The organism is Halopseudomonas sabulinigri, assembly GCF_900105255.1.
GTDB classification, from domain to species: Bacteria; Pseudomonadota; Gammaproteobacteria; order Pseudomonadales; family Pseudomonadaceae; genus Halopseudomonas; species Halopseudomonas sabulinigri.
In genome coordinates this window covers 2,378,277-2,399,353 of record NZ_LT629763.1, presented here as the reverse complement: position 1 = coordinate 2,399,353, position 21,077 = coordinate 2,378,277, and the positions used below count along the sequence as shown (strand labels likewise).

The 21,077-nt window shown below is 59.3% G+C and carries 14 protein-coding genes and 1 tRNA gene; 5 read left to right on the top strand and 10 right to left on the bottom strand.

Features of this window, described 5'->3' with window-relative positions; all coding sequences use genetic code 11:
- Window positions 1–34 precede the first annotated feature (34 nt).
- The 6 genes from BLU26_RS10750 to BLU26_RS10725 all read right to left on the bottom strand — a co-directional run bounded on the left by BLU26_RS10750 (window position 35) and on the right by BLU26_RS10725 (window position 6,028).
- A complete protein-coding gene (locus BLU26_RS10750; RefSeq protein ID WP_092286515.1) occupies window positions 35–2,137 on the bottom strand; it encodes an LTA synthase family protein in 2,103 nt (700 codons plus the stop codon).
- 37 nt (window positions 2,138–2,174) lie between these two features.
- Complete coding sequence (locus tag BLU26_RS10745) at window positions 2,175–2,567, bottom strand: diacylglycerol kinase (RefSeq protein ID WP_092286513.1); 393 nt, start codon at window positions 2,565–2,567, stop codon at window positions 2,175–2,177.
- Window positions 2,557–3,279, bottom strand: a complete 723-nt coding sequence (locus BLU26_RS10740; protein ID WP_231701930.1) for a lipopolysaccharide kinase InaA family protein — start codon at window positions 3,277–3,279, stop codon at window positions 2,557–2,559. Before BLU26_RS10740 ends, BLU26_RS10745 begins: the two co-directional genes overlap by 11 nt.
- The gene (locus tag BLU26_RS10735) at window positions 3,276–3,968 is read right to left on the bottom strand and encodes a class I SAM-dependent methyltransferase (protein WP_092286511.1); all 693 of its coding nucleotides are present in this window, start codon (window positions 3,966–3,968) and stop codon (window positions 3,276–3,278) included. Before BLU26_RS10735 ends, BLU26_RS10740 begins: the two co-directional genes overlap by 4 nt.
- Window positions 3,969–4,092: 124 nt before the next feature.
- Window positions 4,093–5,355: a sensor histidine kinase gene (locus BLU26_RS10730; RefSeq protein WP_092286509.1), complete on the bottom strand. Its 1,263-nt coding sequence runs from the start codon at window positions 5,353–5,355 to the stop codon at window positions 4,093–4,095.
- The gene (locus BLU26_RS10725) at window positions 5,345–6,028 is read right to left on the bottom strand and encodes a response regulator transcription factor (protein ID WP_092286507.1); all 684 of its coding nucleotides are present in this window, start codon (window positions 6,026–6,028) and stop codon (window positions 5,345–5,347) included. The genes BLU26_RS10730 and BLU26_RS10725 overlap by 11 nt, the downstream gene beginning before the upstream one ends.
- Window positions 6,029–6,141: 113 nt before the next feature.
- On the opposite strand from BLU26_RS10725, the gene BLU26_RS10720 reads away from it, so the two are divergent.
- The 3 genes from BLU26_RS10720 to BLU26_RS10710 are packed head-to-tail and all read left to right on the top strand — an operon-like array spanning window position 6,142 to window position 9,561.
- Window positions 6,142–8,100 (top strand): LTA synthase family protein, encoded by a 1,959-nt coding sequence (locus tag BLU26_RS10720; protein WP_092286505.1) that lies wholly within the window; start codon window positions 6,142–6,144, stop codon window positions 8,098–8,100.
- Window positions 8,097–8,843: a phosphatase PAP2 family protein gene (locus tag BLU26_RS10715; protein ID WP_092286503.1), complete on the top strand. Its 747-nt coding sequence runs from the start codon at window positions 8,097–8,099 to the stop codon at window positions 8,841–8,843. Before BLU26_RS10720 ends, BLU26_RS10715 begins: the two co-directional genes overlap by 4 nt.
- Window positions 8,830–9,561 carry a dual specificity protein phosphatase family protein gene (locus tag BLU26_RS10710; protein WP_092286501.1) on the top strand — a complete coding sequence of 244 codons (732 nt, stop codon included), beginning with the start codon at window positions 8,830–8,832 and terminating at the stop codon, window positions 9,559–9,561. Before BLU26_RS10715 ends, BLU26_RS10710 begins: the two co-directional genes overlap by 14 nt.
- A gap of 23 nt (window positions 9,562–9,584) precedes the next feature.
- Here the strand turns inward: BLU26_RS10710 and BLU26_RS10705 are convergent, their stop codons facing one another.
- Entirely contained in the window at window positions 9,585–14,024 is a 4,440-nt protein-coding gene (locus tag BLU26_RS10705) for a PAS domain-containing hybrid sensor histidine kinase/response regulator (RefSeq protein WP_092286499.1), read from the bottom strand.
- Between the two features lie 105 nt (window positions 14,025–14,129).
- Window positions 14,130–16,592 carry a two-component system response regulator gene (locus BLU26_RS10700; protein ID WP_092286497.1) on the bottom strand — a complete coding sequence of 821 codons (2,463 nt, stop codon included), beginning with the start codon at window positions 16,590–16,592 and terminating at the stop codon, window positions 14,130–14,132.
- A 346-nt stretch (window positions 16,593–16,938) separates the two neighbouring features.
- Between BLU26_RS10700 and BLU26_RS10695 the strand changes: the two genes are divergently transcribed.
- On the top strand, window positions 16,939–17,706 hold the full coding sequence (locus tag BLU26_RS10695) for an EAL domain-containing protein (RefSeq protein ID WP_092286495.1): 768 nt from the start codon (window positions 16,939–16,941) through the stop codon (window positions 17,704–17,706).
- Between the two features lie 486 nt (window positions 17,707–18,192).
- Here BLU26_RS10695 and BLU26_RS10690 read toward each other — a convergent pair.
- A tRNA-Arg gene (locus BLU26_RS10690) sits at window positions 18,193–18,269 on the bottom strand.
- 227 nt (window positions 18,270–18,496) lie between these two features.
- Between BLU26_RS10690 and BLU26_RS10685 the strand changes: the two genes are divergently transcribed.
- Window positions 18,497–18,922 (top strand): c-type cytochrome, encoded by a 426-nt coding sequence (locus BLU26_RS10685; RefSeq protein WP_092288450.1) that lies wholly within the window; start codon window positions 18,497–18,499, stop codon window positions 18,920–18,922.
- Window positions 18,923–18,981: 59 nt separating this feature from the next.
- Here BLU26_RS10685 and rep read toward each other — a convergent pair whose 3' ends face one another.
- On the bottom strand, window positions 18,982–20,991 hold the full coding sequence (gene rep, locus BLU26_RS10680) for a DNA helicase Rep (protein WP_092286493.1): 2,010 nt from the start codon (window positions 20,989–20,991) through the stop codon (window positions 18,982–18,984).
- Window positions 20,992–21,077 lie beyond the last annotated feature (86 nt).

Sequence of the window (21,077 nt, the reverse complement as noted above, 5' to 3'; positions counted from 1 at the left end):
GCCCCTGGCCAGCGCCTGTTGGCCGGGGGTGCTGTTACCGCGCGCTGGCGGGATCTGCTGTGACGGCTTGGCTTTTGGCAACCTCGACGCCAACCTGATCGTTCAACAGCGCCTGCGTGGCGGTCTGCACGTAGGCTTCCAGTTGCAGCTGCCAGTCATTCAGGTGCGGCACGTCCGGTTCGGCGATGGCCCGAGGGTCGGCGCCAAGCTGATAACGGTAGGCTTTGGCCGGCTCGCCGCGGGGCTGAATGACCACCTGATCAGCGCGAATGATGCCCACGGTCTGGCCGCCGCCAGAGGGTTTGATGATCGCCAGGCCGGGATCGTCCGCTGGCAGGCTGAGCAGGTCGCGGCCCCAGCACTGGTGCCGTAGCTTGCCGCCCAGCCGGCCCATGATGGTGGGTACTATGTCGACCTGGCTACCGACAATGGCGTTGCGCTCGCCAAAGCGCTCGGTCATGCCGGGGGCGATCAGCAGCAGCGGCACATGGAAGCGCAGCAGGTCCAGGTCGGTGAGTTGTTGCGGTGTGCCGAAGCCATGGTCGCCAACGATGACGAACAGCGTTTCAGCGTAATAGGGTTCGTTCCTGATCTGCTCGAAGAAGCGACCCAGCGCCCAGTCTGAATAGCGCATGGCGCTCAGGTGTTCATTGGCGTAATTCCCCTGGCCAGTGACGTCGGCTACCGGTAGCGGGCTGGGTAGAGCGTAGGGTGTGTGATTCGACAGCGTTTGCAGCAGTGCATAGAAGGGTTTATCGCTGGGCATGGCGCGCAACTCTGTCACCGCGCGGTCAAACATGTCCTGGTCGGAGACGCCCCAGGTGGGGTCAGAGACTACCGGGTTGACGTACTCGTTGCGGCCGATAAAGCGGGTCATGCCCTGGTTGCCGAAAAAGCCGCGCTGGTTGTCCCAGGCAAAATCACCGTTGTAGACGTACAGGTCATTGAAGTCGCGAGCGCCGAGCAGCTGCGGCAAGCCGGAAAACTGATGGCCACCTTCGGGCTCCTGCATCAGGTACTCAAAGCCGGGCACATTGGGAAAGCACGCCATGGTGGCGAACATGCCCTGGTGCGTGTGCGTGCCGTTGGAGAAATAACGGGTAAATAGCAGGCCCTGCTCGCTCAGTTTATCGAACTCGGGGGTGATCTCCAGCGGTGAGCCCAGGGCGCCGGTGTAGTATCCGGCAAAGCTCTCCATCAGGATAACCACTACGTTGCGAATCGGCAGCGTGCCGTCGCTGGGGGGTAGATAATCGCGGCGTACCGGTGCCAGCTCAGGTTCTACCAGCTGATCATGTGGCCCCAGCAGCAACTGGCGCGTGATCGCGGTGGCCTGCTGCGTGGGCATCAGGTCCAGCCAGGCGTTGTCACGGTGGCTGGAGTACTGCGCCTTGGCTGCAGCGTACAGGGTGAGTGCCGGGGTCAGCCCCAACTGGTTGGCGAACATCGAGTCGGTAGTAAAGGCATCACCCCAGCGTAGTGGCGGGCCCTGTCGCAGGGTGCCGCGCGCCAGTACTGTGGAGCTGAGCAGCATGAGTATCAGCACCCCGAGTCGTGCGATAAGCGCGCCGCGTTGGGTCAGCCGAGTGCTGTTGGCCGTTGGTGTCACGCGGGTATGCCGATCCAGCCAGCGGAACAGACGGAACATGGCGAACGAGAGTGCCGCCAGTGCGAGCAGCAGGCGCACCACCGGAAAGCCGTACCAGAGCATACGCAACACGGTCGCCGGGTCTTCCTGCAGGTACTGAAACACCAGCGCGTTCAGCCGCTGGTGGAACTCCCGGTAAAAATTCAGCTCAACCACGCCGAGCAGGCTGAGCAACACGGCAGCGAAGGTCAGCCAGGCGCACTGCAGACCACGCCGCTGCATCAGGGTGACGCTGAAAAACGACAGGATCAGCGGTGCGCCCGCGATGATCACAACGCGTAGGTCAAAGCGCAGACCATTGAAAAAGGCTTCGCCCAGCTGAGCCCAGCCGGATTCTGCTGCCAGTTCCCAGTTGAAGGCCAGCAAGGCCGCCCGCAACAGACTGAGCAACAGGGTCAACGCGAAGAGCGAGGCAAGCACAAACAGCAATTGGCCACGCAGGCCTACAACCGACTGAGACGACTCAGCCGTGCGATGGGAAGAAAGCATGATTACAAGTATTCCTGGGGGGCGGTGGGCATCGGTGTCAGAGCAGGATCACCAGCCAGACGGTCAATATCATCAACAGGGAGATCAGCTGGGCGGCGCTGCCCATGTCCTTGGCCTGCTTCGACAGCGGGTGCAGCTTCAGCGAGATACGGTCCACCACGGCCTCGATGGCCGAATTGAGCAGTTCCACTATCAGCGCTACGAAAACCACCAGCAGCAGGACAGCACGCTCCAGCGCACTGACTTGCAGTACACAGGCCAGCGGAATCAGCACCGCGCTGAGGACCAACAGTTGGCGGAAGGCCGCTTCGCCGACAATGGCGGCGCGCAGCCCGGCCAGCGAATAGCCGGTGGCCTTGAACACCCGGCTGACGCCGCCGCGACTTTTCAGCGCCAGAGCGTCGTCGTTGGGTGGGGGATCAATAGGCATCGCCAACCACCCCGCGTTCCAGCTGGCTGTCGCAGTAGCAGTGCAACAGATAGTCCCAGTCAGCCTGTGGCATGGCGCCGCGCCGACGATAGAACTGCTCCATATCATGTTGCATTGCCTGCCGACGCAGCAGGCGGCAGCGGCTTTTCTCCAGATCCAGCAGCGCAATCTGCGGTTGCGCGCCAGACAGGCTGACATAGATGTGCTTGCTGTAGAGGCTGCCGTGCTGGCGCTTGCCCCGGTGCAGCCTGCGCAGCACCAGTGCCAGTCTGCGCAGCACGGCCTGACGGCGCGCATGGCTCAGCACCGCACTATGGTTGGCGTACCAGTCATCCAGGCTGACAAAACCACTGAGCTCTTCGGTAATCAGCAACGCCTGCCACTGACCGCCGTGTTTGCGGGCGGCGCAGAACACGCGTTTGGGCACCGGCACCCCCAGCTGTTCGCAGGCGATCAACGCCTGCTCTTCGCGCAATACCGTGGGCAGGCCCAGCGGATGCCGCAGTGAGCGGAAGATGTGGCCCACCTGACGCTTGCTGTAGAGCGGTGGCTTGCCGGGCTGCAGAGGCTGCAAGCGCTTGACGCCGCTTTCGCCACCACGCCGCTGGTTCTTTTCCTCGACCCATGCGCCGTCCATGCCCCACCAGCGCTCGAAGCGCGCTTGCGCGAAATCGGGCAGCAAGCCATCGGGGTGCCACGAGACCGCGCTCACTTGCGCACCTTGCGCAGTACATAGACGCGCCACATGGCGTAGCCGGGTAGAAAGTCATGGTGGTTGACTATGCTGAACCCCGCCTGGCGGAATTCACTTTCGATGGTTTCCCGCTGCACCAGAAAGCGGTTCTGGTTATCGGTGCGTTTGCCGCGGGCGGCGCGACGGGCCTCCAGTCTTTTGCGCTTCCAGGCCTTGTAGTTGCCATCGACCCAGAGCGAAATGATCACCGTATCGCGGGTAACCCGGCACAGTTCGCGCAGCATCGCCAGGCGGTGCTCCTGCTCGGCCACGTGATGAATCAGACGCATGCAGAAGATGCTGTCGACGGCGTTGTCGCCCAGGTCGATGTCAAAGGCAGAGGTCTGGAAAGTCTTGACCCGCGAGACAACGTGCGCCGGTTGCCCTTGCCGTGCGGTCTGCAGCATGTCGGCGGAGTTGTCGGCGGCGAGAATCACCCGGTTGGGCGCCTCGGCCAGCAGCGGCCAGAAGCGCCCTGCGCCACAGGGCAGATCCAGTACCAGATTCGGCTCGCCAGCGTCTTGTAGTGCACGCCGCGCCAACTGCATGTCGCGCCAGCTGGACAGACGGCGCGAGAGTCCGGTCTGATGCTTTTGCAGATACTGGTAGGCGTGCTCTTGGTCGTACTTGTCGGAAAACGCCAACTCGATCGCTTTTGACTTGGTCATCACAGGGCCCTCAGAGTGTTCATGCGGGCCAGACTACGCAGCAGCAGGTCAAGTGACTGTCAAAGGGATGTGAAAAAAGCGTGAAAAGCCAAAATCAGCAATCGGCCGGCGCGCTGGGGGCAGGTCAGCCGAGCTTGACTGCGAAGCAACTGCCGCCAGCGGGCAGTGAATACAGGCGGACCTGCCAGTGCTGGTGCGCGCAGATACGCTTGACCAGCGACAGCCCCAATCCCAGCCCTTCGCCACGGGCCTGCGCGCCGCGCACGAAGGGCTGAAAGATGCTGTCCTGCTGGTCGCTGGGCACCCCCTGACCGCTGTCTTCAACACGAAAGCCGTCTGCCTCCAGCACCAGCCGGACGCCACCGTGCTCGGTGTAGTGCAAGGCGTTGCGCAACAGGTTTGACATCACTGTGGCCAGCAGGCCCGCGTGATATACCCCTGCCGCAGGACTTTCGGTAACCAGCTCGAAGTGCAGTTGCTTTTCCGTAAAGCGTGACCCCCAGCGCCGCGCCTGTTCATCAGCGACCTGTGCCAGGCTGGCACCTCCGGCCAAGGGCTGTGCGGTGTTGTTGGCGCGGGCAAGCAACAAGAAGGTCTCTACCAGCTCGTTGATTTCATTGGTGGCGCGTTTGATGCGGTTGAGTTGGCGGTTTTGCCGTTCTTCCAATGTTGCAGCTTCGAGCAACTCGGCAGATGAGGCGATGACCATCAGCGGCGTACGCAACTCGTGGCTGACATCGCTGGTAAATAGCCGCTCGCGTTCGAGCGAGTTGCGCAGTTGCCCGAGGGTTTCATCAAAGGCAGCGGCCAGGTGGCCGACCTCATCGTCCGGGTAATCGGGGGCCAGATTGGGCGCCAGGGTAAGCAGTTGGTCGCGGTGGCGTACCTGCCGTGCCAGCCGGGTCAGCGGCGCGATGATGGTGCGAGCCATCAGCCAGCCGAGTAGCCAGGCGGCCAAGACGCTGAGCACAAAGCCGGCGAAGACCACAGCAAACAGCGCATTCTCACGGGCTTCGAATTCGGCCTGCTCCTGCACCAGCAGATAGCGCTGCTGCGGTGTATCGCGGATAAAGACGTAGAAAGCCCCCTTGTCGTTAACCAATTCGTTGAATCCTTCATCCAGCCCGATAAAACTCTGTGGAATCTCATACCCGGGCATGTGCGAGGCAAACAGCCGGGTCTTGAGATCCAGCCGGGGCGCCAGGCCCTTGGCGAGATCCTTTTGCAGAATGCTGTCGAGCTCTTCGTTCATTTCCTGCGACACCAGGTGCTCTTCAATGAAATGCACGATGGCCACAATGCCGAGTGAAAACGCCCCGCTGACGATCAGCGTCATCAGCGTGAAGGCAATGACGATTCGGCGGACCAGGGGTTGTTTAGCGTTCATCGCTGCGCTCTGCCAGACAGTAGCCAAGGCCGTGCACGGTGTGCAGTAGGGGCTGCTCGAAGGGTTTGTCGATCACCTGGCGTAATTGGTGTACGTGGCTGCGCAAGCTGTCGCTATCGGGTAGCTCCTCGCCCCACAGGGTTTCTTCCAGTACCGCGCGGCGAACTACCGCCGGGCTTTTGCGCATCAGCACTTCCAGCAGCTTGAGACCGACAGGGTTGAGTTTCAGCGGTTTTCCCTGACGGCTGACCTGCAGGGTGTCGAGGTTGTAGATCAGCTCGGCCACCTGCAATTGGTGCCGTGCGCCGCCCTGGCTGCGGCGCAGGATGGCCTCGATCCGTGCGACCAGCTCGGAGAGGGCAAAGGGTTTTACCAGATAGTCGTCGGCACCGCTGTTGAGCCCCTTGAGACGGTCATCCAGCTGATCGCGGGCGGTCAGCATGATGATCGGGGTGTCGCGCTGGGCATCGTCGCGCAGGCGTTGGCACAACTGGTATCCGTCCATGCCCGGCAACATGACATCCAGCACGATCAGATCATAGTGATCCGTCACGGCCAGATGCAGGCCGGAGAGGCCATCCTGCGCGCAGTCCACGGTGTAGCCCTTGAGCTGCAGGTAGTCCAGCACGTTGGCCAGGATGTCGCGGTTGTCTTCGATTACCAGAATACGCATGCAGTGGCCTCGGCAGCAGGGCGGATATTTAACGTTTTTTTCACGGGGAGTTGACGATCTGCTGACAGCAGTATGGCCACACTTGCGCCAGTTTCATCAACCCGGATCATACAATGCACCCGCTAAAATTTGCGCAAACCCGTTTCCTCACTCTGCTCTCCCTGCTCTGGCTGGCTGTATTTGTGCTAACGCGCAGCCTGCTGCTATTGACCCATGTGCAGGAGGCGCAGTTGACGCTTGGCAATACTCTGACGCTCTACACCGAAGGCCTGGTCTACGACCTGGTATTTCTGCTGTACGCGCTCGCGCCACTGGCTCTATACCTGCTGCTCTCCCCGACCCGACTCTGGCATAGCCGCTGGAACCAACGGCTGCTGCACGGAGTACTGACCCTGAGTATTTTCATCATGCTGTTCACGGCGGTGGCGGAATGGCTGTTCTGGGATGAGTTCAGCGTGCGCTTCAACTTCATCGCGGTGGACTATCTGGTCTATTCCGATGAAGTGCTCAACAATATTCTCGAATCCTATCCGGTCTACCCGCTGCTTAGCGTGCTGGCGCTGATTGCCATCGCTATGACCCTGGCCTTGCGTGGCGCGATGCGCAGCGTGGCCGCGGCGCCGGTGTTGGCCTGGCGTCAGCGCGGTACGCTGGTGATGGGCTGGGCTCTGCTGTTCGGGTTGAGTATTGTGGTGGTAGGGCAGGCCTTCCCGCGCAGTAGTGGGGGCAACGCTTACCAGCATGAGCTGGCCGCTAACGGGCCTTACCAGTTTTTTGCGGCGTTCCGCAACAATGAGCTGGATTACGAGCAGTTCTATCCGGTGCTGCCGCTGCAGCAGGTTGCTTCGCAATTGCGTGATGAGGTGCGCGAGCCGAATGCGCGCTTTGTAGAGTCGGATCCGCTGAGTATTCGCCGGCAGATCGACAACCCCGGCCAGCCCAGACACATGAACGTGATACTGGTGACCATCGAAAGCCTGAGTGCCAAGTATCTTGGCAGCGAAGGCGATACCCGCGGCCTAAGCCCCGAGCTGGATGCGCTGCGCCAGCAGAGCCTGTACTTCAGCAACCTGTATGCCACCGGCACCCGCACCACGCGGGGCCTGGAGGCCATTACCCTGTCGATCCCGCCCACGCCGGGCCGCTCTATCGTCAAACGGGTAGGTCGCGAGAGTGGCTTTGCCAGTCTGGGCCAGCAGTTCAGTGCGCAGGGTTACGACAGTGTCTTCATGTATGGCGGGCGCGGCTATTTCGACAACATGAATGCCTTCTTTGCCGGCAATGGTTACCGCATTGTCGATCAGGCCAGCGTGCCGGATGATGAGGTCACTTTTACCAATGCCTGGGGCATGAGCGACGAAGACCTGTATCAGCAGACGCTGAAAGTGGCCGATGCCGATTTCGCCAAGGGCAGCCCGTTCTTTCTGCAACTGATGACTACCTCGAATCATCGGCCCTACAGCTACCCGGAAGGGCGCATCGACATTCCCTCCGGCAGTGGCCGCGAAGGCGCGGTGAAGTACACCGACTATGCCATTGGCCAGTTCCTGCGTGAGGCGCGGCAAAAGCCCTGGTTTGCCAACACCCTGTTCGTCTTTGTGGCCGACCACACCGCCGGTAGCGCGGGCAAGGAAGACCTGCCGGTCAGCAACTACCACATCCCCTTGTTCATCTACGCCCCTGGCGTGGTGCAACCGGCCGAGGTAAGCACACTGACCAGCCAGATCGACATTGCCCCGACCCTGCTCGGCCTGCTGAACATGGATTACACCTCGACCTTCTTTGGCCGCAACGTGCTGCGTGAAGACAGCGCCCCGGGCCGTGCGCTGATCGGTAATTACCAGCATCTAGGGCTGTTTGATGGCGAGAATCTGGCCATTCTCAGCCCCCGTCAGCTGGTACGCCGGCATGAGCATGCGTTGGGTGAAAGTCTGGAAACCACGGCAACGCCAAGCGACCCGCTGGTAGCCCGTAGCATTGCTTACTACGAAGGCGCCAGCTATGACTTCAGCCATGCGCTGCTGGCCTGGCATGCTGAGATGCCAGTCAAGGCCCGGGTGAGTCAGCGATGAGCGCGCCCAGCTCAGCCTCCAGGCCCTTCAATTTTCGGCTCTGGTTTGCCCTGCCGCTGGCTCTGATGGCGCTGATGCTGCTGGTCGATCCGGGCCCTCTGGATGTGGCCATCTCGAATCTCTTCTATGAGCCGGGCCTGGGCTTTGTCGGACGTCACAGCTTTTTCCTGGAGGATATTCTGCATGACCGCGCCAAGCAGGCGGTGATCGTGATTGGCGTGCTGGCGATTGGCGGATTTCTGCTCAGCCTGCTGCCTACCCCGCTGCGCCAGCACCGTCGCCCGCTGGGTTATCTGGTGCTGGCCATGGCGCTGTGTACCAGCCTGGTAACGCCGCTCAAGGCGCTGAGCAATGTGCCCTGTCCCTGGAGCCTGCAACAGTATGGCGGTGACCAGCAGCACACGCCCTTGCTGAGTGAGCGGCCGGCCGATGCCAAGCCCGGTCGCTGCTGGCCGGGTGGCCATGCGTCTGCGGGTTTCTCCCTGCTTGCACTGTTCTTCATGTTGCGCGACCGGCGCCCGCGGGCCGCCCGCGCCGCGTTGATCATAGCGCTGAGCCTGGGCGCGGTGTTCTCGCTGGGCCGCACCATGCAGGGCGCGCACTTCATGTCGCACAACTTGTGGACGCTGTTGTTTGACTGGTGCACCAGTCTTTTCTGTTATCGTCTGCTGCTGTATCGGCACGCCGTGATAGCTCCCCAGACAATAAAAAACGATGGAGTCGTTCACTATGAACCGAGTTAAGCGCGTTATGCGCCCGGCGGCATGGCTTGCCCTGCCGCTGGCTTTGCTGGCGATAGTCGCTCTCTGGCGACCTGATGTATTGCGTAGCGACGAGGTGGCCTTTCCGCCGCGGTTTCTCGCCGCCCAGACACCGCGCCCGACCGGCTGGGCGCAGCCGCTGGACGAGGAATTTCGTTTCTACACGCTTAGCCCAACGCTGTATCGCAGCGCGTTGCCGCAGGCAGACGATGTGGCCGAACTGCGTGCCCGTGGCATCACCACGGTGATCAACTTCTACCAACAGGATGATGCGGCCTGGTTGACTGACGGCAGCATCGCGCGGGTGCATATCCCGTTACGTGGCGACCGGGTGACCGATACCGAGGTTATCTCAGTGCTGCGTGCCATACGCGCTGGTGAGCAGCGCGGCGGCGTGCTGGTGCACTGCAAGCACGGGCAGAATCGCACGGGCTTGGTTACCGCCATGTACCGCATTGTCTACGACGGCTGGTCGCGGGAGGAGGCAATGGCGGAAATGCTCGAAGGCGGTTTTGGCCGGGCCGAGCGTATGGATGACGCCGTTGGCTACCTGAATCGGGTAGATCTGGCGGACTTCAAGCAGGCCATTTTCGGTGGCGAATGCAGCACCAATCCGCTGGCCTGGTGCCGGATAAGTCGGTTGTTCGCGCGTGAGGGCACTCAGCGTCAGCTGCTGCCGACAGATGTCTCGCTACGCTGAAAGCCTCTATAGCGATCAAGTGCTTAGGCTGGCGGTTCGAGTAGTGTACGTGCGATGTTGCTCGCAGTGGCGAAGTCCAGTTGTTCGATCAGTCCGGCTAGGGTGGTCAGCGATTCGCTCAGCGCCGGCTGGTCGCGGGCATGCTGCATTAGCTGGCGCAGGTTATCTAGTGCTTCCAGGTTGCCTGCTTCCAGGAGAGGAACCAGTCGGGCAAGCAACTCGCGCAAAGACTCTGTTTGCCCTACAGGGGCTAAGGGTAGGCTGTCAGGCTCTACCGACTCCTCGGCGATGAGGTCTTCTACTACGCGACAGGCAGCTTGCGTCAGCTCCGCAAACTCGGCACGAAACAAGGGTGTGAACAGATCGTTGCCATCCTCTGCGGCGTGGTTGTTCGCCGCCCGCTTTTCCTGTTTTTCCGCGAAGGTCGAGAGTGCTTGCAGACCCAGGGTGCCGGCCATGCCTTTCAGGGTATGGAACAGCGCCGCCGCCGCCGCGAGGTCGCGTTGCGCGGCGATGGCATCATACTTTTCTAGGAAGCTATTCGCTTCGTCTTTGAAATGGACGAAGGTACTGATAAATGGCGCTACATTGCCGCCAAAGCGTGCCCTGATGGCGGCCGTTGAGTCGGCTGTGGCCGCTGGCGTGGGGGCCGCACCAGCGACATCTGCGGCTAGCGCTCCAGCCTTGGTTCCAGTCCAGTACAGTAGCGTTCTGGTGAGTTCGGCAAAGTCGAATGGCTTGCCGATGTGCCCGTTCATGCCTGCTGCAATGCAGTTCTTGCGATCCTGTGGCGACACATTGGCTGTCATCGCTAGGATAGGCAGGTCGTCCAGCTCGGAGTGTTGTCTTAGTCGCCGGGTAGCCTCAAGGCCATCTATATCAGGCATCTGCACATCCATCAGTACGATATCTGGACGCTCGGCTTTTTGGCTGGTCAGGCGGGATATGGCAGCGACACCGCTGGATACCACCGCAACGGTCGCGCCGGAGTTTTCCAGCATTGTGGCGACCACCTGTTGGTTAAGCAGGTTATCTTCGACGACAAGTACCTTTATAGACGAAAGCACTTTGTCGTCGAATGAAAACTCCGCCGTGGTCATGGGTTGCTGCTCTCTACCCAGAGCCTGCATCACGGCATTGTGCAGCTGCGCCAGGGTTGCAGGCTTGGATAGCGTGAGTGCTATCTGCGCCTCGGCGGGTTCGTTTTCCGGCTGGATATTTTCTTTACCGTAGGCCGTCATCATTATGATGGCGGGCGCTCGCTCGCCAGCAAGCGCTTGAGACACCAGGTCTGCCGTGGCGATGCCGTCCAGCCCGGGCATCCGCCAGTCCATTAGTATGACGTCAAAGGGGCGTTGCTGTTCTGCCGCTTGCACGACCTTTGTGACAGCGTCTTCGCCGGACTCGGCGCCTTCGGTCAGCCAGCCCAGTGACTGCAGCATGCGAATATGTATCAAAACTGAAGAAGCGTTATCGTCTACCACCAATATTTTGAGGGGCTGCTCAATTTTCAAGCGCTCAAGGAACAGCTCCGAGGCGCTGGGGTCGTAATCAAGCGCTAGCGAGAAGTGAAACCGGCTGCCCTGGCCCACGGTGCTTTCGGCTTGTAACGCGCCGCCCATCAGCCTGACTAGCCTGGAACTGATGACCAGTCCCAGCCCCGATCCCCCGTACTGGCGGCTGGTAGAGGCTTCTGCCTGGGAAAAACCGTCAAATATGCGAGTCATCTGTTCTTCGCTGATACCGATGCCACTGTCGGCAACCGAGAAGCGAATGTGCGCTCTGCCGTCGGTCTTTTCGGTCAGCTCTACTGCCACCACGACCTGGCCTTGAGCGGTAAATTTGACCGCGTTCGACGCCAGGTTGATGAGCACCTGCTTCAGGCGCATGCCGTCACCGCGCAGACACATTGGGACGCCGGGGTCGATGTCGAAAAGAATCTCCAGACTTTTATCGATGACGATGCCGGTCATAACCACCGCCAGGTCCTGCAGTAGTTGATCAAGCTCGAAAGAGTGTGGGTCCAGCTCCATCTTTCCAGACTCGATTTTCGAGTAGTCGAGGATGTCGTTGAGTAGCCATAACAGGGATTTGGCTGCGCTCATGGCGTTGGTGATGTATTGGCTTTGGCTTGTGGGGAGCGACTGGTGGTCTATCAGCTGCAGCATGCCGATCACCGCATTCATGGGCGTGCGGATTTCGTGGCTCATGTTGGCGAGGAAGGCAGACTTGGCGATATTGGCCTGTTGCGCCACCTCCTTTGCGGAGCTCAATTCGATCTCCAGCAGGCGTTGAGCTGTGATGTCCCGATTCACGCCCACTACTCTGGTGGTGGTGCCAAGGTCGTTGCGCTGCACATAGGCTGCGGCCTGGATGTAACGGGTGCCTCCCGCGCGGGTGAGTATTCTGAACTCATAATTGTTGGCCGCCGTCTGGTGTACCAAATGACTTATCAGCTCGACTGTGGCGCTTCTGTCCTCTGCATGAACGTGTTCCTGCCAGCTGTCGAAATCGATAGCCTGAGCCTCGCTCAGCTCATAAATAGCGTACATCTTGCTGTCCCAGTAGAGCGCGTTGTCAGCCAGGTTCCAGATCCAGATGCCCAGTTCGGCAACGTCGGCTGCCATGGAAAGGTTATCCATGGCCTCTTTGAGTTCAAGCTTCTGCTGGTTCAGCTCGCTCAGATCAGTGAATATCGCGACCCAAAACTCCTGATCATCTATCAGGGACAAGCCGAGGCTGAGATAGAAGGGCAAATACTGGCCGGATCTCGTCAGTAACTGCACTTCGAGGCCATCGCGCTTGTCATCCATAGCCTTTAGGTTACGTAGGCGGTGACGGATATCCGCTACCGCCGTTACGTCCTGACTGCCGAGGATGTTGTCAATCAGCAGTGGTGTGTCGGCGTTGGAGGCCTGGCCCAGCCTGGATGTGAACGCCGAGTTGCGGGTTTTCACCTCACCGGCGGCATTGAAGGTAATGATGGGGGTGGGGGCCACATCAAGAATGGCCAAAGTCATTTGCGATCTGCTTTTGAGTTCGGCGGTGCGGGCAGCCACTTTGCTCTCAAGGCTGCTGTTGAGCTGTTGTATTTTCCGCTGCGCCCGCATTTGTTCGGAAATGTTGCGGAAACTGCGCGACAAACCAATGATTTCTCCCGGCGCAGAGAAAATCACCGATACCGCCACGGATACGTCTACTTCACCACCGCTGCGTGTGCGCACGGCCGCTTCGTAGTGAGGGTAATGGTGGTGCTGCTTGATACTGGCAAGCACTCTGGCTTCGCTCTGCTTAAAGTGTTCCGGAAAAACTAGAGCCATCAAGTCTTTGCCGATTACCTCACTTTGCGAGTAGCCAAAAAGTGACTCGGCTCCCGGGTTCCAGCTGGTAATCTGGCCGCTCAGGTCCTGGCCAATAATGGCGTCTTGCGCGCCTTCAACTATAGCCGCCAGCCGCCTTTGGTGTTGTTCGAGCACCATTTTCTGACGGAAAAAGACAAAGGCTAACAACGCACCTAAAAAGCCGATTAGGGTAGTGGCGCCGAAGGCTACCAAGCGGGCACCGTCGACTGTGCTGGTAACCTGGCTGTACGGCAGGGCGGCCCAGACATAAGTGTCGCGAGGCTCGCCATTCAACAGCACTTCAGCGCGTACTGCCAGTCGCTTTTCTCCCTTGATCCCGGTGTAGTGGTCGGGCTGCTGGCTATATTGGCTGGCGGTGAAATCCGCCTGCCAGTGCAAGGGCTTGCCTAGGTCAGCGCCGAACTCCAGGGTCTTGTCAGGGTTTACTAGGTAGTCGCCATTCGGTCCTGTGGCGTAAATCCGCAGGCTATCGTTGTCATCTATGGTCAGATGCTCCAGAGCGGCGGAGACATCCTGATTTATCACGACCACGCCATAGCGTTGGTTATGTTCGTCAAACACTGGGGTGAGCGCCCGAAGCATGGGGGCGTAGGGCCGTTGGACAACGCCTTGCTCGCGGTTGAGGGTTATATTGGAAAAGTAGACGTGGTCGTACGAGGTTTGCATACCCTCGACGAAGTAAGGTTCGCTGGCCTTGATCTGGAGGCGGTTGGGGGCAATGTTGGCCACTCTATCGGGCTTGCGTTCAACCCTGACCAGCTCTAGGCCCTGGTCGGCGACGCCGATCAGGCGTACTTGGGCGACGTCCTCCCGTGACTCGGTATAGGACTTGAAAATAGTTCCCAGGCGGTTTTTCCAGACGGTTGTTGAGCTATCCTCCAAGGCGTCATAGCCACCGTTGGCGAGTGCTCTGGCGATGCCGGCAATGGGTGGCGTCTTGGCCAGAAAGCGTACGTCGAGGGCAAGCTGGTGGGTCAGCTGGGAGAGTGTTTCGGCGCGTACCCTCGCAGCGTTTTCCAGCTGAAGAAACGTTGCGTTAATGGCGCGCTCCCGCGCCATGTTCCCGCTGACATAGGCCACCAGAGAAGCGGAAACCAGCACGAAGGCACTCGCGCCTGCCAGGAACTGCTGTGTCCGCGATGCCGTTTTCAACCTATTCAGTACCTATTACCTTAGTGGGTGAGGTGCCCTGTGGGCGGCGCTCGGCTAGCCGATGCCGTGTTCCAGCAGGTCACAAAACTGCTCAAAATGGGTGGGGCGACTGTAAAAGTAGCCCTGAACCAAGTGACAGCCTTTGCTGAGCAAGTAATCCACTTGCTGCTGCGTCTCTACGCCTTCGGCAATCAGCTCCATGCCTAGCGTTTTTCCCAGGGTGATGATGGCAGTGATGATCGCCGTGTCGCTTTCATCGGTGAGCATGTCTTTCACAAAGCTCTGATCTATTTTCAACACGTCGATTGGAAAATTTTTCAGGTAGGAAAGGCTTGAGTAGCCGGTGCCAAAATCATCGATGGCGACGCGGATGCCGGCCGTTCTGAGCTTTTCCAACAGTGCGACCGCAGAAGCAGCGTCGCGTGCCAGCACCCCTTCGGTTATCTCCAGCTCAAGCAGATGGCTGGGCAGGTGGGCCTCGGCTAGGCTAGAGACCACCATGTCGAAAAAGTCAGGCTCCTGGAATTGAATGGCGGAGATATTCACACTTACGCACAGGTTATAGCCGCGCGCGCGCCACTGTTGCGCATCCCTGCAGGCGGTTTGCAGTACGAAGCGGCCGAGCGGAATGATTAGTCCCAGCTCTTCGGCCAGCGGAATGAATTCGGCCGGTGACATCTGCACACCATCGGGCCTTTTCCAACGTACCAAAGCCTCTGCACCATATATGTGGGCGGCTGCGGAGTCGACTTTGGCCTGGTAATGCACCGCAAAGGCGCCCTCATTCAATGCATGGCGCATGCCCTGTTCAAGTTCATGTCGGGTACGGGAGCTTTCTTCGACGTCCTGGGAGAAAAACCGGTAGCGGTTTTTTCCCTCCTGTTTAGCCTGATACATAGCCGAGTCGGCATGCCGGTACAGGTCCTCGATGTCGTTGCTGTCATCTGGGTACAGGCTGATGCCCACGCTGGTTGTGAGCGAGTAAGATTCGCCGAATATCTGAAACTCGGAGGCGATAGTCTCCCGCAGGCGGTTGGCGATTTCTACAACGTATTCGACGGTGGTGACTTCAGGCAGCAGGATAATGAACTCATCGCCACCCTGACGGCTAACGGTATCAACCGAACTGCATGCGTTGAGTAAACGGTGTGCTGCCTGAATGATCAACTCATCGCCTACCCGATGCCCTCGGCTGTCGTTGATCATCTTGAAGTTATCGATATCGAACAGCAGCAGGGCTACCCTCAGCTCTTGCCGGCGGGCCTGTTGCAGCGCTTGTTCTGCCCGGTCTTGTAGCAGCATTCTGTTGGGCAGGTTGGTCAGTGCGTCGTGGTTCGCCAAGTGGGTCATTTTGATTGCCATGGCTCTAGCTTCACTGACGTCATGAAAGACCACGATAGCGCCGGTAATACGCCCGCTTTCATCACGGATGGGGGCAGCGGAGTCTTCTACTTCTAGAGCCTGGCCGCCCGGCCGAACCAGTTTGCAGTTGAGCGCCATGCCCACTACACGCTGCTGTTCCAAAGCAAGATAGATTGGGTTTCGCAGCTCTCTTGCGTCGCTGCCATCCTGCAGCGGCATGACCTCTTCTATGGGTCGGCCTACGGCACTTGCGGCACGCCACTCGGTCAGTGTTTCAGCGATGGGATTCATAAAGGTGATAATGCCTTGCGCGTCGGTCGCAATGACCGCATCACCGATAGAGTTTAGGGTTACCCGTATACGTTCCTTTTCTGCAAATAGCTGTCTTTCTGCAATTTTTCGCTCGGTTACATCTGCCAGCAGCATCAGGCAGCCAAAGTAAGTACTGCCGTCGAAACGCGGGACCAGTGATGCCTGGGCATAGCGGTAGGAAGCGTCACCGAGGTCGATCTCCAGATCAAAAAGTTGCGCAATGCCGGTTTGCTGCGCAGCCTCCAAATGCGGCACTACCGCAGCGTAAGCCTGGCCCATGAATTCTTCGAGATGCATGCCTTTGGCGCTATCGGCAGTGACATTAAACCAGAGGCCGACTTTGTCGTTGCACAGCAGGTTTCGGCTGCCTTCGTCCCAATAGGCAATGAACGCTGGCAGGTTATGGATAACGTCCTCCAGATCACGGTGTGCTGCGGCGCGTTGTTTAGCTTCATGACGCAATGCCAGGTGGGTTTTGACCCGGGCCCGGGCAACCGGCACATTCAATGGTTTTTGGACAAAGTCCACACCGCCGAATGCCAGGGCCTGTAGCTCATGCTCCTCCCGGTCGTGCGCAGTGACAAAAATGATGGCGGTCTCGGTCAGCGCCGGCTGGCTTTTGATCTCGCTGCATACCGCGTAGCCGTCCATGCCTGGCATTTCGATATCCAGCAGAATAAGGTCGGGCAGCAGTTGCTTAGCCAAGGCTATTGCTGAGGCGCCTGAAGTGGCAAAGTGGATGTCTCCCAAATCCTTGACGGCTTCGCGCAGTACTCGAATATTACTAGGCTGATCGTCCACGATCAGTACGACCGGCGAAGCTTCTTCTGTGTTCAACCGCATTGTTTCCACCTGTTGTCTGTCCTAGACGCTGACACAGCATACAGTCTAGTCTAGCCCTGTATCATCCACTGAAAGGCTGCGTTTTTTTTGAATATCAGGCTATAAAACCGCTTGATTTCCGAAAGCTTTTAACGCTTGCGTAGGCGGTTTACCGCTTCGACAATTTGACCGGGTACTGCTGTGTGGGTTCCGGGCGTGTCTCAGGGTCAGGGGGCAGAGGTGAAACTCCTCGCCGTGCGCTGGATCTCCAGTGCCTGCCTAAGGAGGTGACGCATGCTTTCTGCAGCAGGGGCACAGCGTGGGCACCAGTTTGATAAATTTTTGGTATGTCTTTGGGAGGGCCCAAATGCAAGGCGATAAGACCCGCGGTGAAACACCGCCCTGCAGCCACTGCGCGGATACTGCGGAGCTGGGCTTCGATTTCTCGATGGCCTTTCAACCCATAGTCAATTGCGCCGACGGCAGTGTGTTTGGTTATGAAGCGCTGGTGCGTGGCCTCAATAACGAATCGGCCTACTCGATCATCTCGCAGGTAAACGAAAGCAACCGTTATGCCTTTGACCAGCTGTGTCGCATCAAGGCCATCGCGCTGGCGGCGCAGCTGGGCATTGACTCGATGCTCAGCATCAACTTTCTGCCCAATGCCATCTACCGCCCGGAGCTGTGTATTCGCACCACCTTCGAGGCCGCCAAGGAGCACGGCTTTCCGACCGAACGCATCATGTTTGAGTTCACCGAGGTCGAGAAGATCGAAGACAGCACCAACATCAAGGGTATCGTCGAGTATTACCAGGCGCTGGGCTTCAAGACGGCGCTGGATGACTTCGGTTCCGGCTATTCGGGGCTAAACCTGCTGGCCGACTTTCAGACCGACATCATCAAGCTGGACATGGGCCTGATCCGCAATATCGACCGCGATCAGACCCGCCAGCAGATCGTCAGCCACTGCCTGGCCATGCTGCGCAGCCTGAATATCACGCCGCTGGCCGAAGGCATTGAAACCCGCGAAGAGTATCTGTGGCTGCGCGCGGCGGGCGTCGATCTGATGCAGGGTTACCTGTTGGCCCGGCCAGGCTTTGAGTGTCTGCCCGAAGTGGCGGTGATTAAGGACTGACGGCCGCCAAGTTGATGCCATCCGTTGAACGTTTGCCGTAAACAGCCGAACAAAGTATGCAAAGGTACATAGCAGGTCATGTGCCTGCGCGCTGTGCAGTGCATGTGGCGCTGGGTTGAGGCAACAGGATTGGCTGCGAATCGCTTTGGCGATTCTTGGGGCGCTGCCCCGTCGCTCTGCTGCGCCCAAATCGCGGTGTGATTTGTCGAACGACAGGTTCGAATCTGCCGTCCGGTAAACCACACAAAGCAAAAGGCCCAGCGGTTGCTGGAAGGACGTGTATGGCTGAAGGTGCGCTGTGGCGTTAGTGTGGTCCAAGCGAGACAGGATTGGCTGCGAATCGCTTTGGCGATTCTTGGGGCGCTGCCCCGCCGCTCTGCTCCGCCCAAATCGCGGTGCGATTTGTCGAACGACAGGTTCGAATCTGCCGTCCGGTAAACCACACAAAGCAAAAGGCCCAGCAGTTGCTGGGCCTTTTGCTTTGTGTGGCGCACCCGACAGGATTCGAACCTGTGACCCCCGCCTTCGGAGGGCGGTACTCTATCCAGCTGAGCTACGGGTGCGTGTTGTGAAACGCTCGGCCATGCTTTGGCAGGGCGGGTTTCAGCGCCGCAATGATACGCATTGAATTTGCCGGCGTCCATGTTTGTGCGGTGATTCGCCGCGGTGTTCTGCGCGGGTTGTGGGCATTGGCTATTTTGTCGCTTGCGGGTTTCCCGGTATACTCGCGCACATTGTCCGGGCAATGTACTTGGGCGCGACTCTTATAGCCATGATGAGGATGCATAAGGTGATGACTTTGAGAAAGATTCTGCTGGCCTCGGCGGCCATGCTGGTTGTGGTGGCTGGTAACGCCTTTGCAGCAACGGCCAACGAAGAGGCCATCGCCGAGCGTCTCAAGCCCTATGGTGAAGTGTGTCTGGTAGGCGACCCTTGCGCCGAAGAAGTGGCTGGCGGTGGCGCTGCTGCCGGTGGTGGTTCGCGCTCCGGTGCCGACGTGGTCGGCAAGTTCTGCTCCGCCTGTCACGGCACCGGTGTGCTGGGCGCGCCCAAGGTCGGTGATACTGCAGCCTGGAGTGCGCGTCACGGCGGTGATCTTGATGAGCTGCTGAAAAATGCGATTGCCGGTCTGAATTCGATGCCGCCGAAGGGTACCTGTGGCGACTGCTCCGACGAAGAGCTGCTGGCGGCGATCAAGGAAATGTCCGGTCTCTGATCCAAGCTGTCACGCTGCAATGAACGCCCCGCCCTGTGCGGGGCGTTTTGCTTTCTGGCTCAGGAGCCTTTGAGCAGTCCGCGCAGGTTGGACAGTGCCGCCTGGCCGCGGGCCTGCTTTTCTGCTGCGGGTGCTTCTTCGGTGCCTTCCCACTCCAGATCCTCAGAGGGAATTTCCTCCAGAAACCGGCTAGGCAGGCAGTCGAACACTTCGCCAAACTGGCGGCGTTTGGCGGCGAAGGTAAAGCACAGCGTCTTGCGTGCGCGGGTGATGCCCACATACGCCAGGCGTCGCTCCTCTTCCACGCTGTCGGCTTCGATGCTGGAGCGGTGTGGCAGTATCTCTTCTTCCATGCCCATGATGAACACGTGCGGATATTCCAGCCCCTTGGAAGCATGCAGGGTCATTAGCTGCACGCGGTCGTTGTCCTCTTCTTCCTCCTGGCGCTCCAGCATGTCGCGCAGCACCAGTTTGGCGATGGCATCTTCGATGCTGGTTTCGCCGCTTTCGTCTTTCTCGACAATGCTCTTGAGCGAGTCGAGCAGAAACCAGACGTTGCCCATGCGCTTGGCGGCGATCTCGTCGCTGGAGCAGTTCTGGCGGATCCAGTTTTCATAGTCCAGGTCGAGAATCATCTGACGCAGTGCGTCGATTGGGTCTTCCTTGGCGCAGCGCATGCGCACGCCATCCATCCAGTGGATGAAGCGTTGCAGTTTCTCGCTATAGCGGCTATCCAGGCGCTCGCTCAGGCCGGTTTCGGTGCAGGCCTGATACATGCTGACGCCGCGCTCGTTGGCGTAGGTGCCAAGCTTTTCCAGCGTGGCGGGGCCGATCTCGCGGCGCGGCACATTGATCACGCGCAGCAGGGCGTTGTCGTCATCCTGGTTTACCAGCAAGCGGAAGTAGGACATCAGGTCTTTTACTTCCTGCCGGGCGAAGAAACTGGTGCCGCCGGAGAGGTGGTAAGGCACCTGATGATGCTGCAGCTTGAGTTCGATCAGCCGCGCTTGATGATTGCCGCGATAAAGGATGGCAAAGTCGCGCCACGCGCGCTTGTGCTGCAAGTGCTGGTTTTGAATTTCCACCGCTACACGCTCGGCTTCCGCCTCCTCATTGCGGCAGCGGATCACGCGCAGCGGCTCGCCATAGCCCAGCTCGCTCCAGAGCTGTTTCTCGAACACGTGCGGGTTGTTGGCGATCAGCGTGTTGGCGGCGCGCAGGATGCGGCTGGTGGAGCGGTAGTTCTGCTCCAGCATCACTACCTTGAGCGCAGGAAAGTCGTCCTTCAGCTGTGCCAGGTTTTCTGGCCGCGCGCCGCGCCAGGCGTAGATCGATTGGTCGTCGTCGCCCACCACGGTAAAGCGCGCCTGCTGGCCTACCAGCATCTTGACCAGCAGATATTGGCTGGCGTTGGTGTCCTGATATTCGTCGACCAGCATATAACGGATGCGAAATTGCCACTTCTCCAGAATGTCTGGGTTGTCGCGAAACAGCACCACCGGGATCAGGATCAGGTCGTCGAAGTCGACCGCGTTGTAGGCCTTGAGTGTGCGCTGGTAGTGGATGTAGACGCTGGCGGCGGTCTGGTCCTGTGGCGTTTTGGCTAGCGCCATGGCCTCGTCGGGCAGGATCAGGTCATTCTTCCAGGAGGATATCTTCGCCTGAATGCCGTCGATGCCATCATCGGCGCCGTAGTCGCGGCGCATCAGGTCGGTAATCAGCGCAAGGGCGTCCTGCTGATCAAAGATCGAGAAGCCGGGCTTGAAGCCAAGGCGTTGATGCTCCTTGCGGATAATGTTCAGGCCCAGGTTATGGAAGGTCGACACCGTCAGGCCGCGCGCGTCTGGGCCCTTGATCAGTTGGCCAACCCGCGCCTTCATCTCGCGCGCGGCCTTGTTGGTAAAAGTCACGGCGATGATGTGTTGCGCGCGAATGCCGCATTCCTTCACCAGATAGGCGATCTTGCGGGTGATCACGCTGGTTTTGCCGCTGCCCGCGCCAGCCAGAACCAGCAGCGGCCCGCTGATGTATTCGACGGCTTCCTGTTGACGGGGGTTGAGGCTTGCCACTGGTCGGCTTCTCCTGCGCTGGGGGTGGGCAATAGTAGCAGTTTTTGCTCAACTGCCCTGGTAGTAGCCAAACGCTAGGCTTGGTT

Bases quoted from the DNA above. Each gene is read 5' to 3' on its own strand.
- BLU26_RS10750 (WP_092286515.1), bottom strand. From the start codon at position 2,137: ATGCTTTCTTCCCATCGCACGGCTGAGTCGTCTCAGTCGGTTGTAGGC.
- BLU26_RS10730 (WP_092286509.1), bottom strand. From the start codon at position 5,355: ATGAACGCTAAACAACCCCTGGTCCGCCGAATCGTCATTGCCTTCACG.
- BLU26_RS10720 (WP_092286505.1), top strand. From the start codon at position 6,142: ATGCACCCGCTAAAATTTGCGCAAACCCGTTTCCTCACTCTGCTCTCC.
- BLU26_RS10695 (WP_092286495.1), top strand. From the start codon at position 16,939: ATGCAAGGCGATAAGACCCGCGGTGAAACACCGCCCTGCAGCCACTGC.
- BLU26_RS10745 (WP_092286513.1), bottom strand. From the start codon at position 2,567: ATGCCTATTGATCCCCCACCCAACGACGACGCTCTGGCGCTGAAAAGT.
- BLU26_RS10710 (WP_092286501.1), top strand. From the start codon at position 8,830: ATGAACCGAGTTAAGCGCGTTATGCGCCCGGCGGCATGGCTTGCCCTG.
- BLU26_RS10700 (WP_092286497.1), bottom strand. From the start codon at position 16,592: ATGCGGTTGAACACAGAAGAAGCTTCGCCGGTCGTACTGATCGTGGAC.
- BLU26_RS10735 (WP_092286511.1), bottom strand. From the start codon at position 3,968: ATGACCAAGTCAAAAGCGATCGAGTTGGCGTTTTCCGACAAGTACGAC.
- BLU26_RS10715 (WP_092286503.1), top strand. From the start codon at position 8,097: ATGAGCGCGCCCAGCTCAGCCTCCAGGCCCTTCAATTTTCGGCTCTGG.
- BLU26_RS10725 (WP_092286507.1), bottom strand. From the start codon at position 6,028: ATGCGTATTCTGGTAATCGAAGACAACCGCGACATCCTGGCCAACGTG.